General features: G+C 71.5%; 16 protein-coding genes. 12 read left to right on the top strand and 4 right to left on the bottom strand.

Annotation, left to right across the window (positions count from 1 at the left end; translation table 11 throughout):
- Nucleotides 1–84: 84 nt before the first annotated feature.
- From JYK02_RS06375 to dnaB, 9 genes are all read left to right on the top strand, one after another.
- Entirely contained in the window at nt 85–780 is a 696-nt protein-coding gene (locus tag JYK02_RS06375) for a 50S ribosomal protein L25/general stress protein Ctc (protein WP_207049586.1), read from the top strand.
- Between the two features lie 114 nt (nt 781–894).
- The gene (gene pth, locus JYK02_RS06370; RefSeq protein WP_207049579.1) at nt 895–1,470 is read left to right on the top strand and encodes an aminoacyl-tRNA hydrolase; all 576 of its coding nucleotides are present in this window, start codon (nt 895–897) and stop codon (nt 1,468–1,470) included.
- 278 nt (nt 1,471–1,748) lie between these two features.
- On the top strand, nt 1,749–2,225 hold the full coding sequence (rpsF, locus tag JYK02_RS06365) for a 30S ribosomal protein S6 (RefSeq protein ID WP_207049577.1): 477 nt from the start codon (nt 1,749–1,751) through the stop codon (nt 2,223–2,225).
- 51 nt (nt 2,226–2,276) lie between these two features.
- Nucleotides 2,277–2,684, top strand: a complete 408-nt coding sequence (gene rpsR, locus JYK02_RS06360) for a 30S ribosomal protein S18 (RefSeq protein ID WP_120524744.1) — start codon at nt 2,277–2,279, stop codon at nt 2,682–2,684.
- Between the two features lie 30 nt (nt 2,685–2,714).
- Complete coding sequence (gene rplI / locus JYK02_RS06355) at nt 2,715–3,158, top strand: 50S ribosomal protein L9 (protein WP_207049574.1); 444 nt, start codon at nt 2,715–2,717, stop codon at nt 3,156–3,158.
- Nucleotides 3,159–3,350: 192 nt separating this feature from the next.
- Nucleotides 3,351–4,508, top strand: coding sequence for an acyltransferase family protein (locus tag JYK02_RS06350; protein ID WP_207049566.1), 1,158 nt, complete (start codon nt 3,351–3,353; stop codon nt 4,506–4,508).
- Nucleotides 4,509–4,522: 14 nt separating this feature from the next.
- Nucleotides 4,523–5,623, top strand: coding sequence for a sensor histidine kinase (locus tag JYK02_RS06345; RefSeq protein ID WP_207049564.1), 1,101 nt, complete (start codon nt 4,523–4,525; stop codon nt 5,621–5,623).
- Nucleotides 5,620–6,390, top strand: coding sequence for a LytR/AlgR family response regulator transcription factor (locus JYK02_RS06340; protein ID WP_207049555.1), 771 nt, complete (start codon nt 5,620–5,622; stop codon nt 6,388–6,390). The genes JYK02_RS06345 and JYK02_RS06340 overlap by 4 nt, the downstream gene beginning before the upstream one ends.
- Nucleotides 6,391–6,548: 158 nt before the next feature.
- Nucleotides 6,549–7,946 (top strand): replicative DNA helicase, encoded by a 1,398-nt coding sequence (dnaB, locus tag JYK02_RS06335; RefSeq protein ID WP_207049553.1) that lies wholly within the window; start codon nt 6,549–6,551, stop codon nt 7,944–7,946.
- 441 nt (nt 7,947–8,387) lie between these two features.
- Here the strand turns inward: dnaB and thiD are convergent, their stop codons facing one another.
- From thiD to thiE, 3 genes are read right to left on the bottom strand one after another with little or no spacing between them, the layout of a single operon-like run.
- On the bottom strand, nt 8,388–9,128 hold the full coding sequence (thiD, locus tag JYK02_RS06330) for a bifunctional hydroxymethylpyrimidine kinase/phosphomethylpyrimidine kinase (protein ID WP_207049550.1): 741 nt from the start codon (nt 9,126–9,128) through the stop codon (nt 8,388–8,390).
- Nucleotides 9,125–9,892 (bottom strand): gamma-glutamyl-gamma-aminobutyrate hydrolase family protein, encoded by a 768-nt coding sequence (locus JYK02_RS06325; RefSeq protein WP_207049540.1) that lies wholly within the window; start codon nt 9,890–9,892, stop codon nt 9,125–9,127. The genes thiD and JYK02_RS06325 overlap by 4 nt, the downstream gene beginning before the upstream one ends.
- 21 nt (nt 9,893–9,913) lie before the next feature.
- On the bottom strand, nt 9,914–10,573 hold the full coding sequence (thiE, locus tag JYK02_RS06320; protein WP_207049532.1) for a thiamine phosphate synthase: 660 nt from the start codon (nt 10,571–10,573) through the stop codon (nt 9,914–9,916).
- Between the two features lie 93 nt (nt 10,574–10,666).
- On the opposite strand from thiE, the gene JYK02_RS06315 reads away from it, so the two are divergent.
- Genes JYK02_RS06315 through JYK02_RS06305 form a run of 3 tightly spaced genes read left to right on the top strand, consistent with a single transcriptional unit; the run spans nt 10,667 to nt 11,900 of the window.
- Nucleotides 10,667–10,933: a hypothetical protein gene (locus JYK02_RS06315; protein WP_207049531.1), complete on the top strand. Its 267-nt coding sequence runs from the start codon at nt 10,667–10,669 to the stop codon at nt 10,931–10,933.
- Entirely contained in the window at nt 10,930–11,241 is a 312-nt protein-coding gene (locus JYK02_RS06310) for a DUF1844 domain-containing protein (RefSeq protein ID WP_207049529.1), read from the top strand. The genes JYK02_RS06315 and JYK02_RS06310 overlap by 4 nt, the downstream gene beginning before the upstream one ends.
- Nucleotides 11,238–11,900: a hypothetical protein gene (locus JYK02_RS06305; protein ID WP_207049527.1), complete on the top strand. Its 663-nt coding sequence runs from the start codon at nt 11,238–11,240 to the stop codon at nt 11,898–11,900. Before JYK02_RS06310 ends, JYK02_RS06305 begins: the two co-directional genes overlap by 4 nt.
- A 52-nt stretch (nt 11,901–11,952) precedes the next feature.
- On the opposite strand, the gene JYK02_RS06300 is transcribed toward JYK02_RS06305, so the two are convergent.
- Nucleotides 11,953–12,471 carry a hypothetical protein gene (locus JYK02_RS06300; protein WP_207049518.1) on the bottom strand — a complete coding sequence of 173 codons (519 nt, stop codon included), beginning with the start codon at nt 12,469–12,471 and terminating at the stop codon, nt 11,953–11,955.
- Nucleotides 12,472–12,693: the final 222 nt, after the last annotated feature.

Genomic DNA, 12,693 nt, shown 5'->3' with positions numbered 1-12,693 from the left:
GGGGCCCACCATGGGGGTGGGATGCCGAGGGCGCCCGACGGACCGGTGACATCCGCGGTACCCCACCGAAAAGAGAGCCTTTCCATGGCCACCGACAAGAGCACCCTCGAAGCCCAGGCCCGTGACAACTCCGGCAAGGGCGTTGCCCGCCGCCTGCGCGCCGCCGGCCGCGTTCCCGCCGTCGTCTACGGCAAGCACCTGAAGGCGCCGCTGCACATCTCCGTGGACCCGAAGGCCATCCGCACGGCCATCAACACGCCGCACAAGCTGAACACGCTCATCTCGCTGAAGCTGGCGGGCAATGATCAGCAGGTCCTCCTGAAGGACTACCAGATGGACCCGCTGACCCGCGACATCCTGCACGCGGACTTCATCGCCGTGAACGAGAAGGAGCAGGTCAAGGTGAACCTGCCCGTCGTGCTGACCGGCAAGGCGGCGGGCGTGGCGGACGGCGGTCTGCTCACGCAGATCCGCCGCAACCTGGAGGTCTGGGCGCTCCCCGGCGCCATCCCGCTCCAGATCGAGGTGGACGTCACCAACCTGAAGATCGCGGAAGCCATCCACGTGAACGACGTGAAGCTCCCCGAGGGCGTGTCCGTGAAGACGCACGTCAACTACACCATCGCGGTCCTCTCCGCGCCGGAAGCGGCGGAGGCGGCTCCGGCGGCGGCTGCTGCGGCGGCGGCGGCTCCCGCGGCGGCGGCGAAGGCGGGCGACGCGAAGGCGGGCGACGCGAAGGCCCCCGCGGCGGCCGCGGCCAAGGCCCCGGCGAAGAAGTAGTCCTCTTCCGCCGTCTGGTGTCTCCTCGCGGGGCGGGCCTCTTCCAGGGCCTGCCCCGCTGTCTTTTTCCCGGGCGTGGGCCCCTTGCGCCCCGCCCTCCTTCCGGAGCCGTCCATGAAGCTCATCTGCGGGCTGGGCAACCCCGGGCGCGAGTACGAGCGCCACCGCCACAACGTCGGGTTCATGGTGGTGGACGCGCTGCTCGCGCGCGCCCGCGCGGAGCTCACCCAGGACAAGTTCCAGGCGCGGGTGGGCCAGGGAAGCCTGGGCGGCGAGCGCATCCTCTTCGTGGAGCCGCAGACGTACATGAACCTGTCCGGCCGCTCCGTGGCGGAGGCCGCGCGCTTCTACAAGGTCGCCGTCCAGGACGTGCTCGTGGTGCACGACGAGCTGGACCTGCCCTTCGGCCGGCTGCAGCTCAAGGCGGGCGGCGGCGCGGGCGGGCACAACGGCCTCAAGAGCATGGTGCAGTGCCTGGGCGAGGACGCCTTCATCCGCGTGCGGGTGGGCATTGGCAAGCCAGAAGGCCCCAACGCCAAGGAGCGCGTGGCGGGCTACGTGCTGTCCAACTTCGACGACGGCGAGCGCCGCGGGCTGGAGGAGCTCATCGGCAAGGCGGCGGACATGGCGGAGAGCTGGGTGCGCGACGGGCTGGCCACCGCCATGAACCGCCACAACCGCCGGGCCTGAAGCGCCCGGACCGCCGGCGCCCGGCCGCCTGCCCCCTTCCCTCCGCTTGACTTTCCAGGAGGGGTCCTCTTAGAAGCCCCTTCCCCCGGAGTGCGTCCCACGCATTCGCAAGGGGGATGTTCTTTCAAAGCTTCCCGTGTTCAGGCACGGGCCAAGGCGCGATGGTGACGGGCGCGCGAGAGGATTTCCCGTCCCCGGTGGTGACCTTCGAGGGTCACCGGCCGTTTCCCCGCTCCCCGGATGGTCCGGGGGGCACTCGACCCCAAGGGGAGAGAAACATGGCAGAGACGCAGGCCGCCAAGCGGCTTCGTGAGTACGAGACCATCTTCCTGGTCAAGCCGGACCTCACCGACGACAACGTGGACAAGCTCAAGGAGCGCGTCCGCGGCATCGTTTCGCGCGAGGGCGGCAAGGTCCTCCGCTTCACGGTGTGGGGGAAGAAGAAGACGCTGTTCCCCGTGGCCAAGCAGCCGCGCGCCATCTACGTCCACACGAGCTTCCTGGGTGACGGCAAGCTGGTGGCGGAGATCGAGCGCAACCTGCGCAACCTCGACGAGGTCACCCGCTACATCTCCGTGAAGATCGCGGACGAAGTGGACCCCGAGTCCCGTCCGGTCCTCGAGGACCTGAAGCTGGCCGGCGACGTCGAGGAGACCCGTCCGGGCGCCCCCGCCGAGCGCGAGGGTGGCTTCCGTGGCGAGTCCCCGGAGTTCGCGGGTGGCGATTCGGAAGAGGAGTCCGCGGAGGAGGCTTAAAGCCTCGTCTGACGGGACCTTCCCCCAACCTTCCAGGAAACGAGAACATTCATGAGCAACGGCATGGATAGCAAGCAGGGCGCGGGCGCTTCCCGCGGCCCCGGTGGTGGCGGTGGCGGCTACGGCGGCGGTTCGCGCGGTGGCGACCGTGGTGGTGATCGCGGCGGTGACCGCGACCGTGGTGGTGATCGCGGCGACCGCGGCGGCATGGGCGGCGACGACGACAAGCGCGGTGGTCGTGGCTTCGGCCGCAAGAAGGTCTGCCGGTTCTGCGCGGAGAAGAACGCGTCGGTGGACTTCAAGGACCAGGCGACGCTGAAGTACTTCGTCACCGAGCGCGGCAAGATCATCCCCCGCCGCATCTCCGGCAACTGCGCGAAGCACCAGCGTGAGGTGGCGGTCGCCATCAAGCGCGCCCGCGGCATCGCGCTCCTCCCCTACAACGCGGTGGTCGGCTAGCCGCCGGTCCGCAACACAGGAGACAGGAACATGAAGGTCATTCTGCGTGAGGACATCGACAACCTCGGCAAGTCCGGCGAGCTCGTCACGGTGAAGGACGGCTTCGGCCGCAACTTCCTTCTGCCGCGCAAGAAGGCGGTCCTGGCCAGCGAGCAGAACCTGCGCCAGCTGGAGCACGAGAAGTCCGTGCAGACCGCTCGCAGCGCCAAGCTGAAGGGCGCCGCCGACGAGCAGGCCAAGAAGCTGGGCAACGTCAAGGTCACCATCAAGCGCAAGGTGGGCGAGCAGGACAAGCTGTTCGGCTCCGTGACGGTGCTGGACATCGCCGAGGCGCTCGCGGCCCAGGGCCAGCAGGTGGATCGCCGCCAGCTGCACCTGGCCGAGCCCATCAAGTCGCTGGGCAGCTACGACGTGGAGCTGCGCCTGCACCGCGAGGTGACGGCGAAGATCAAGGTCGACGTGGTGGCCGAGTAGTCCACCGCATCACCTGGAGCGCTCCACGGCTCCAACGCTTCAAGGGAAGGGCCGTCCGGGCAACCGGGCGGCCCTTTTCGCGTCTCCAGTCCGGCTGGCGCCGCGCCGGGTCCGTTCCACGGCATCCGCGTGGAGGCCTGGGCCACGGCGTGGGTACTTCAGCGGTGGATACCGCCTGGAGGTCCCCGCCCCATGAACGCCCCCACCCGCCCCGCCGCCGTGCACCACCCCGACCTGGACTGGCTCCGGGTGCTGGCCATCGTGGTGCTGCACCTGTTCCACACCGGGATGCTGTTCAACACCTGGGACTGGCACATCAAGAGCCCCCAGGCGCTGCCCCAGCTGGAGCCCGTGATGTCGGTGCTGCACCTGGTGCGCATGCCGCTGTTGATGGTCATCTCCGGCGCGGGCACGGCGTTCGCGCTCCGGCGGCGCTCGCTGGGGGCGTTCACGAAGGACCGGACGAAGCGGCTGCTGCTGCCACTGGTGTTCGGCATGTTCGTGGTGGTGCCGCCGCAGATCTACGTGGAGCGGCTGTTCCGGGGGCAGTTCCAGGGCAGCTACGCCGCGTTCTACCCGACGGTGTTCGAGTTCGTGTCCTATCCGGCGGGCAGCTTCAGCTGGCACCATCTGTGGTTCGTGGCCTACCTGTTCCACTACTGCCTCCTGGCCCTGCCCCTCTTCGCGGCGCTGCGCACGGAGCGTGGTGGAAGGGTCCTCGCGTGGGTGGACGCGTGGCTGTCGCGGGGAATCAACGTGCTGTGGCTCGGGGTGCCGCTGGCGCTCGTCCGGGTGCTCTTGCGCGACTACCCGGAGACGCACGCGCTGTTCGATGATCCGCGCACCTTCCTGCTCTACGGGCTGCTCTTCCTGTACGGCCACCTGCTGGGCCGCTGCCCGGGCGTGTGGGGCCGGCTGGTGGCGCTGCGCCACGGGCTTTTGGCCCTGTGGGGGGTGGCGCTCATCGTGGAGCTGGTCTGGCCGTGGCCGGTGATGCCGGTGGTGCCCGCCATCGTGGGGGGCTCCGTCCTCATCTGGAGCGGGCTGCTGGTGGCGCTGGCCTACGCGCGGCGGCACATCCGCGTGTCCCCCGCGTGGCTGCCGCACGCGCAGGCGCTGTCGTATCCGTTCTACATCTTCCACCAGACGGTCATCGTGTGCGTGGGCTACCTGTGCCTGCGGCTGCCGGTGGGGCCGTGGGCCATGCTGTTCGTGGTGCTCACGGTGTCCTTCGCGCTCACGCTGGCGCTGTGCGAGGGCGTGTCCCGCGTGTCGTGGCTGCGGCCGCTCTTCGGCATGAAGCCCCGCGCGGCGCGGACGGCCGTCCTCGCTCCGGAGGCGGTGGGGTGAGGGACCGGGAGCAGATGCCTGCCAGGCCGTGGCGCTGGCCCCCGCTGCGGCTGCGCACGGCGCTCAAGCTCCTGGCGTTCGGGCTGGCCCTGGGGCTGTGGCAGGGCAGCGCGGTGCGGCTGACGCAGCTCATGCAGCGGCATCCCGGCCACTGGGCGCCGGCCTTCATCTGGGAGGTGACGAGCGCGCTGGTCGTCACGGTGCTCCTGCCCATCCTGATGACGGCGGTGCTCAACGCGCCGTCGCCGCGCGCGGGCTGGACGCGCTTCCTGGGCATCCACGCCGCGGCGTTCCTCCTCTTCACGTCGCTGCACATCGCGGGGATGGCGGGAACGCGGCACGTGGTCTACGCGCTGCTGGAGCTGGGGACGTACGACCTGGGGCCTCCCGTCTACGCGCTGCCGATGGAGGCCCAGAAGGACCTCATCTCCTATGGCCTGGGCTGCGCGGTCATCTCGCTCGTGTACGAGTGGCGGGAGCGGCAGGCGCGAGCGCTGCGGTCCGCGGAGCTGGAGGGTGAACTGCGGGCCGCGCAGCTCCAGGCGCTCACGGGCCAGTTGCACCCGCACTTCCTCTTCAACGCGCTGCACACCATCGGGTCGGTGATGTACGAGGACCTGTCGCGCACGGACCGGCTGTTGAGCGACCTGGGCCAGTTGCTGCGTGCGAGCCTGGAGCGCACCGAGCCCACCTGGACGCTGGCCGAGGAGCGAGGGCACACCGAGCGCTTCGTCGCGCTGCTCGCGGCGCGCTTCGGCGACCGGCTGGAGGTGCGCTGGGACGTGGCGCCGGGCCTGGAGTCCCAGCGGGTGCCGTGCTTCGCGCTGCAGACGCTGGTGGAGAACGCGGTGAAGCACAACCAGGACCGGGTGGGGACGCTGGAGGTCCGCATCCGCGCGCGCGCCGAGGCCGACCGCTGGGCGCTGGAGGTGGAGGACACCGGGCGAGGCTTCGGAGCGCCCTCCCCTGCCTCCGGACCCGGCGTGGGGCTGACGCAGCTGGAGCGCGTGCTCACGCTCCTGCACGGTGACCGGGCACGGTTGGAGCGCGGCGCGGGACCGGAGGGCGGCGCGCGCGTGACGGTGTGGCTGCCCCGAAGGGAGGCCACGTCATGACGGTGTTCCGCGTGCTGGTGGTGGACGACGAGGCGCCCGCGCGCGCGAAGGTGAAGCGCCTGCTGGAGGCCGACGCGCGCTTCACCTGCGTGGGCGAGGCCTCGGACGGGACGGAGGCGCTGGCGCGCATCGAGGCGCTGCGGCCGGACCTGGTGGTGCTCGACGTGCAGATGCCCGGCCTCACCGGCTTCGAGGTCCTGGAGGCGCTCGGGCCGGACGCCTGCCCCGCCGTCATCTTCTCCACCGCGTATGAGCGCTTCGCGCTCCAGGCCTTCGAGGCCCACGCGGCGGACTACCTCCTCAAGCCCTACGACGCCGGCCGCTTCTCCCGGGCACTCGACAAGGCCCATGCGCTCCTGAGCGCGGGCACGCAAAGCACGGCCGCGCTGGACGCCCTGCTCGCCACGGTGGCCCGCGCCCGCCCGGAGCGCCCCCTGGAGCGGCTGGTGGTGAAGGTGGGCGAGGGCTGGGTCCCGCTGCGCCTGGACACCGTGTGGCGCCTGTCCTCGGAGGACAAGTACGTGCGGCTGTACACCGCCCAGGGCGAACACCTGGTGCGCCAGACGCTGCGCGCCCTGGAGGAGCGCCTGGACCCCACCCGCTTCGTGCGCGTGCACCGCAGCGACCTGGTGAACCTGGAGGCCGTGGCCCGTCTGGAGCCGTGGACGCACGGGGACGGCATCCTCGTCCTCAAGGACGGCTCCACGGTGATCCTCAGTCGCACCTACCGGGAGGCCTTCCTCCAGCAGTGGGGCGCCGCCGAATAGCCCGACGCGCCGGGTCGGTTCACCCGGAGACGGGGCGCGGGTGTCACGGTGCGTCAGGGCGTCTCCCCAGGACCTACCGGGTGCTACAGGTCTGTTGCCAGGAAACTGGACGTCCGCTGGAACGTGTCAGACGCTGCCTGTAGAGGTTCCAAGCAGCCATGCAGAACGTCCTGGACGGTAGGGAAGGACGGCGGGTCCACGAGGATCTCGCCGCGGAGCGTGCGGTGCTGGGCGCCGTGCTGGCGGACAACGGGCTCATCACGCCCGTGGCGGAGGTCGTCCACGCGGACGACTTCGCCAGCCCTTCGCACGCGCAGATCTTCGCCGCGATGATGCGGCTGGATCAGCAGAGCAAGCAGGTGGACCACCTGACGCTCGCGGAGGAGCTCAAGGTCCTCGGCCAGCTCGTGGCGGTGGGCGGCCCCGCGTACCTGATGGGCCTGGACCAGGTCGTCCCGCTGGCGGCCAACGCCGTGCAGTACGCCCACATCGTCAAGGACCAGGCGCTGCGCCGGCGCCTGGCCAACGCGGGCCGGGAGATCCAGGAACTCGCCAGCCAGGAGACGGGCGAGCTGGACGTCCTGCTCGATGAGGCCGAGCGCAAGGTCTTCCTCCTCGCGGAGAAGAAGCGCGAAGGCGACCTGCGTCCGGTCAGCGAGCTGATGGAGCAGACGCTCGACCTGCTGGACAAGATGAAGACCGCGGCGACGGGCGTGACGGGCCTGTCCACGGGCTACATCGACCTGGACAACCAGCTGACGGGGCTGCACGCCGGTGAGCTCATCATCCTCGCGGCGCGTCCCGGCGTGGGCAAGACGTCCTTCGCCATGAACATCGCGGTGCACGCGGCGCTGAAGGAGAACAAGGCCGTCGGCATCTTCAGCCTGGAAATGCCCGCGGATCAGCTGCTCATGCGTCTGCTCGCGTCCACCGCGCGCGTGGACATGAAGAAGCTGCGTGGCGGCCGGCTGTCCCCGCACGACGAGGAGAAGTTCCAGGAGATGGCGGGCGCGCTCTACAACGCGCCCATCTACATCGACGACTCGGGCGGTCTGTCCCCGTTCGACCTGCGCGCGAAGGCGCGGCGTGTGAAGCAGAAGGACCCGCGCCTGTCGCTGCTCGTCATCGACTACCTCCAGCTGATGCACCAGAAGGGCAAGGTGGAGAGCCGCCAGCTGGAAGTGGCGGAAATCTCCCGCGCGCTCAAGCAACTGGCCAAGGAGCTGGAAGTGCCCATCATCGCGCTCAGCCAGCTCAGCCGTAAGGTGGAGGAGCGCAAGGGCGGCAAGCCCATGCTGTCGGACCTGCGTGAGTCCGGCTCCATCGAGCAGGACGCCGACGTGGTGATGTTCATCCACCGCGAGACGGAAGAGGAAGGCGGCGAGGGCGGAGGAGGCGGTGGAGGTGGCGGTGGCGGTGGTGGCGGGGGCCAGAGCAGCACGGTCATCCCCGTGGAGCTCATCGTCGCCAAGCAGCGTAACGGCCCCATCGGCTCCATCGACCTGGTGTTCCTCGCGGAGTACACGCGCTTCGAAAGCCGCGCCCGGACCGAGTAGCCGCGCCGGTCCTGATCCGCGCGCAGGGGCTCCGAGCCCAGCGCCGTCTGCCCGGACCGAAGCCGGTCCGCTCGCGTCGGTCCCGGCCCGTGCGCGCGGCGCCGAGCCGCACGCCCTGCCGAAGTGGTGGCCGCGCGTCAGTCCCGGCCGGTGCGCGCGGCGCCGAGCCACACGCCCTACCGGGAGCGGTGGCCACGCGTCAGTCCCGGCTCGTGCGCGGCGCCGAGCCGCACGCTCTGCCGGAGGCGATGGCCGCGCGTCAGTCCCGGCCGGTGCGCGGCGCCGAGCCGCACGCTCTGCCGGAGGCGATGGCCACGCGTCAGTCCCGGCCGGTGCGCGCGGCGCCGAGCCACACGCCCTACCGGGAGCGGTGGCCGCGCGTCAGTCCCGGCTCGTGCGCGGCGCCGAGCCGCACGCTCTGCCGGAGGCGATGGCCGCGCGTCAGTCCCGGCCGGTGCGCAGGTAGCCCGTGACATGCTCGCGGGCCGCTCGCACCGCGGCTTCCGGGCCTGTGCCCCGGCCCAGCTCCGCGGCCAGCGCGGACGCCAGCCGGCAGCCGGTGCCCCGGCGCTCAGGGGGCCGCTTCAGCCTCCGTCCCCGCATCACCACGGTGCGGCCGGCGGACGCGAGCACGTCCGCCAGGCCCTGCCCTTCCGGCAGGTGCCCGCCCTTCACCAGCACCGCGCCGAAGCCGCGCTGGCACAGCGCCTCCGCGGCCTCCTGGGCGTCCTCCACCGTGCCCAGCGCGGGCCGGCCCAGCAGCCACGCGGCCTCCTCCAGGTTCGGCGTCACCAGCACGCGCGGGCCCGCCAGCGCCAGGTAGTGCCGGGCCGTCAGCCTCGACAGCACCTGCCCCCGCGACGAGCGCACCACCGGATCCACCACCCACCACACGTCCGAGTCCTTGAGCGCCGCCTTCGCGGTGGCCAGCTGCGACGGCCCGGGCACCACGCCCCACTTCACCGCATGCAGGGGGCCCCACTCGCGCGCGGCCGTCACCTGCGCGGCCAGCATGCGCGGAGAGGCAGGCACCACCGCGAACGTGTGCGCGCCCTGCGCCGTCTGGGCCGTGGGCACCGCCACCGCGTCGCCGCCCCGCGCGCGCACCGCGGCCACGTCCGCGAGCAGCCCGGCCCGGCCCGTGGGCTCCAGTCCCGCCAGGAGCAGGACGCGAGGCCTCACCGGCGGTGCTCTCGCGCCTTCTGCACCAGCGACTTGTAGACGCCCAGGTGCACCGGGATGGTCCCCAGCATCAGCTCCGGGTGCCACTGCACGCCCAGCGCGAACGCGTGCGCGGTGGACTCGATGGCCTCCACCACGCCGTCCGGCGACACCGCGCTCACCGTCACGTCCGTGCCCGGCTTGCTCACCGCCTGGTGGTGCGTGGAGTTCACCATCAGCTGCCCGTGCCCCACGGCCTCCGCCAGGAGCGTGCCGTTCTTCACCTCCACCGGGTGCTGCGGCTGGGTGCGGTCGTGCTTCTGCTCGTGGTCGCGCGCGCCCGGCACCTCGCGCAGGATGTCCTGGAACAGCGTGCCGCCCAGCACCACGGCCAAGAGCTGCATGCCGCCGCAGACGCCCAGCACCGGCAGGTTGCGCTTGAGCGCGCCGCGGATGAGCTGCGCCTCGAAGGCCGTGCGGCCCTCCTTCAGCGGGCCCATCCCTTCACGGGCCTCCTCGCCGTACGCGGACGGGGGGATGTCGAACGCGCCGCCCGTCACCACCAGCCCGGACACCCGCTCCAGGTAGGCGTCCACGCAGGACGCGTCGTCGGTGTACGGCAGCACGAAGGGCAGGCCCCCCGCGCGCAGCACCGCCTCCGCGTAGGGCACCTTCAGCTCGTAGCGGGGGAAGGCGGAGTCGGCCGGCTGGACCCAGTCCGGGCTCAGGCCGATGTTGGGACGACGCGGGGTCGTCCCGTGATGACGCGGTGGTGGATGGTTCATGGTGGGGGCGCTGGCTCCCGGTTAGAGGCCAGTCCCCCGCGCGCTGTCAAACGCGGCGGAGAGCTGGCGCACCCGCTCGGCGATGTCCTGGGCGAGCAGGACGTCGGACACCACGGCCGCGCCGTGCGCCCCCGTCGCCGCCACCTGGGCGATGTTCGCCAGGCCCACCCCGCCAATGCCCACCACCGGCAGCGGGCTCTCCGCCACCACCCGCCGGAAGGCCTCCAGCCCCAGCACCGGCGCCTGCACCACCTTCGTGGTGGTGCCGAAGAGCGGCCCCACGCCCACGTAGTCCGCCCCCGCCGCCAGCGCCGTCCGGGCCCCTTCCGTCCCCCGCGCCGTGACGCCCACGTACCGGCCCGGGCCCAAGAGCTCCCGCGCGGCCTCCGGGGGCAGGTCCTCGTCCCCCACGTGCACCCCGTGCGCGTCCGACAGGAGCGCCAGGTCCACCCGGTCGTTGAGGAGGCACACCGCGCCCGCCTCCCGGCAGCGGGCCACCACCGCCCGGGCCGCGGCCAGCGCCTCCCGGGGCGGGGTGCGCTTCATGCGCAGCTGGAGGACGCGGGCGCCGCCAGCGAGCAGGCACGTGGCCTTGTCCACCAGGGACAGCTCCGGACGGACGCTGTCGTCGACCAACAGGTACGGGCCTTGGGGAAGCGGGGGGCGGGGCGAGACGTTCATCGGATTCCGGGCCTGGGGACAGCGGCGTTGACAGGCGTCCCTCCTGCTATAAGGTGCCGCGCTGTTTTCCAAGCAATTCCGAGGATTTGAATCATGGCCGAAGGCATCAACCCGAAGCACCTCGACAAGCGCACCGCCGAGCGCTACCAGCGCAGCGGCCAGGTGGACGAGGACGCGTACAAGAAGCACCTCGAGGAGCTGCCGGACGTGGCTGACAAGGCCGTCCCCATCGAGACGCTGATGGATGGCGACCTCGACGACGACTTCGATGACGAGGACGAGGACGACACGGACGACGACGCCTCCGACGAGGACGACGCCGACGAGTCGGCCGACGACGAGGACAAGGCGTCCGAATGAGCCCTTCGGAGAAGCGGGGTGAGACCTTCGTGATGACGGGGGAAGCGAGCCCCGCCTCCGAGGAGTCCCTGTCGTTCAGCACCTTCGTCGTCGGGCTGGGTTCCGCCGTCCTCATCCACCTGGGGGGCGCGCCGAACCCGGAGACGGGCCGCATGGAGAAGGACCTGCCCTCGGCCCGGCAGAACCTGGACCTCCTGGCGATGCTCCGCGAGAAGACGCGCGGCAACCTCACCGCCGAGGAGGAGAAGCTCGTGGACAACCTCCTGTCCGACCTGCGCCTGCGCTACGTGGAGGCGAGCCGGAAGTGAAGCCTCCTGAAGTCACCCGCCCGGGGGCGCTGCCCCGGGGCGTCCGCATCGCCGCCGCGCTGTGCCTGGCGCTCTCCACCCTGACGGGGTTCCTCGCCTGCAGCGAGGCCTCCGTCATGATGAACTTCGAGGCCCACCGCGAAGCGCAGCGGGAGCACACCCCCACCCTGTCCCTGCTGGGCAAGGACCCCGCCGTCACCCAGGCCATCATGGAGGCGCAGCTGTCCGCGCTCTCCCCCATGCGCGAGTCCCGCGCCCTGGTGCTGACCGGCCTGACGGTGGCCTGCACCCTGCTCTTCTTCGCCTCCAGCCGCATGCTGCGCTCCCCGGAGGGCATGCCCCGGGACGGCTTCCGGCAGCTGTTGGGCGGCGCGGGCATCTTCGCCGCGCTGATGCGCACCATCGACGGGGCCCAGTGGACCGTCGTGGCCCGGCACACCAGCCAGGCCATGGTGCAGGGGCTCAAGGGCCTGCCGGAGTTCCAGGACCCGGCCGCCGCGCAGCAGCTCTACGCGCTCGTGCCCTCCCTGATGACCCTCAGCGCGGTGCTGCCCACGGTGCTCGTCGCCGGCGGCTTCGCCCTGATTGCCCAGTACTTCCGCAGCGAGGGCGTGCGCGAGGCCATCCACACGCTCGACGGGCCCACCGAAGACCCCTGAAGTCGTCGCACGGGACTGACGCAGCGCGGCGAAAGCAGCCGTCCCGCCTGCGTCAGCCGACGTCCGACTCGGCTCGGGGCTGCGCCGGCCCCAGGAGCAGCGCTTCCAGGGCGGCCATCGCGTCCGCTTCGGAGCCGGCGGCCGTGCCCTCCAGGGGCAGCACGCGGGCCAGCGGGGCCTTGGGGATGCGCAAGAGCTCGTCCCGGGTCAGCCCGTAGACGTAGGCCAGGTGCCCCATGGGCCAGCGGGACTGGAGCCGGGCGAACGCCGCGTCATCCAGCTCCTCCAGGGGGCACGGCAGCTCGGCGTCCTCGTACACCACCTTCTCCCCACCCACCCGGCGGCCATTGCCGTAGGCGATGACTTCCTCGCCCTCGTCGGCGTCGTACACGTAGGCGTGCACGGTGGCGTTGGCGGCGGCGGACAGCAGGCGGGCCAGGGCGTGGTGGGCGGCGTACCAGTGGGCGCCCTGCCGGCCCTGGGAGAAGGGCCCCAGGAAGGCCAAGCGCACCACCTTGCGGCGGCGGTTGATGGTGACGCGCAGCGCCGTGGCGGCCGGGACGCTGTCCATCGACAGGGCCTCCCGGGCCAGACGCACCAGCGCCAACCCGGAAAAGGTGTCGAGTCGAACGAGATAGCCGCCGTGTGCGTCCAGAGTGAAGCCCCCAAGGATGGGCGCCGCCTATAACCGACCCCCCTACCCCCTGGCAACTTCGCCTCCACGCTTTCCCGGCTGCTTCCAGCGGCTCAAAGTATTCCGGGGAAATCGCAGGGCGCACCGGCAGTGTCGCCT

It is taken from the genome of Corallococcus macrosporus (assembly GCF_017302985.1).
GTDB classification, from domain to species: Bacteria; Myxococcota; Myxococcia; order Myxococcales; family Myxococcaceae; genus Corallococcus; species Corallococcus macrosporus_A.
The sequence above is the reverse complement of the archived record's forward strand: the minus strand, read 5'-3'. Positions and strand labels throughout refer to the sequence as shown.

Coding starts and splice junctions, on each gene's coding strand:
- JYK02_RS06375 (WP_207049586.1), top strand. CDS start 85: ATGGCCACCGACAAGAGCACCCTCGAAGCCCAGGCCCGTGACAACTCC.
- rpsR (WP_120524744.1), top strand. CDS start 2,277: ATGAGCAACGGCATGGATAGCAAGCAGGGCGCGGGCGCTTCCCGCGGC.
- JYK02_RS06350 (WP_207049566.1), top strand. CDS start 3,351: ATGAACGCCCCCACCCGCCCCGCCGCCGTGCACCACCCCGACCTGGAC.
- JYK02_RS06340 (WP_207049555.1), top strand. CDS start 5,620: ATGACGGTGTTCCGCGTGCTGGTGGTGGACGACGAGGCGCCCGCGCGC.
- JYK02_RS06345 (WP_207049564.1), top strand. CDS start 4,523: ATGCCTGCCAGGCCGTGGCGCTGGCCCCCGCTGCGGCTGCGCACGGCG.
- JYK02_RS06300 (WP_207049518.1), bottom strand. CDS start 12,471: ATGGACAGCGTCCCGGCCGCCACGGCGCTGCGCGTCACCATCAACCGC.
- thiE (WP_207049532.1), bottom strand. CDS start 10,573: ATGAACGTCTCGCCCCGCCCCCCGCTTCCCCAAGGCCCGTACCTGTTG.
- rplI (WP_207049574.1), top strand. CDS start 2,715: ATGAAGGTCATTCTGCGTGAGGACATCGACAACCTCGGCAAGTCCGGC.
- JYK02_RS06315 (WP_207049531.1), top strand. CDS start 10,667: ATGGCCGAAGGCATCAACCCGAAGCACCTCGACAAGCGCACCGCCGAG.
- JYK02_RS06310 (WP_207049529.1), top strand. CDS start 10,930: ATGAGCCCTTCGGAGAAGCGGGGTGAGACCTTCGTGATGACGGGGGAA.
- JYK02_RS06325 (WP_207049540.1), bottom strand. CDS start 9,892: ATGAACCATCCACCACCGCGTCATCACGGGACGACCCCGCGTCGTCCC.
- pth (WP_207049579.1), top strand. CDS start 895: ATGAAGCTCATCTGCGGGCTGGGCAACCCCGGGCGCGAGTACGAGCGC.
- dnaB (WP_207049553.1), top strand. CDS start 6,549: ATGCAGAACGTCCTGGACGGTAGGGAAGGACGGCGGGTCCACGAGGAT.
- rpsF (WP_207049577.1), top strand. CDS start 1,749: ATGGCAGAGACGCAGGCCGCCAAGCGGCTTCGTGAGTACGAGACCATC.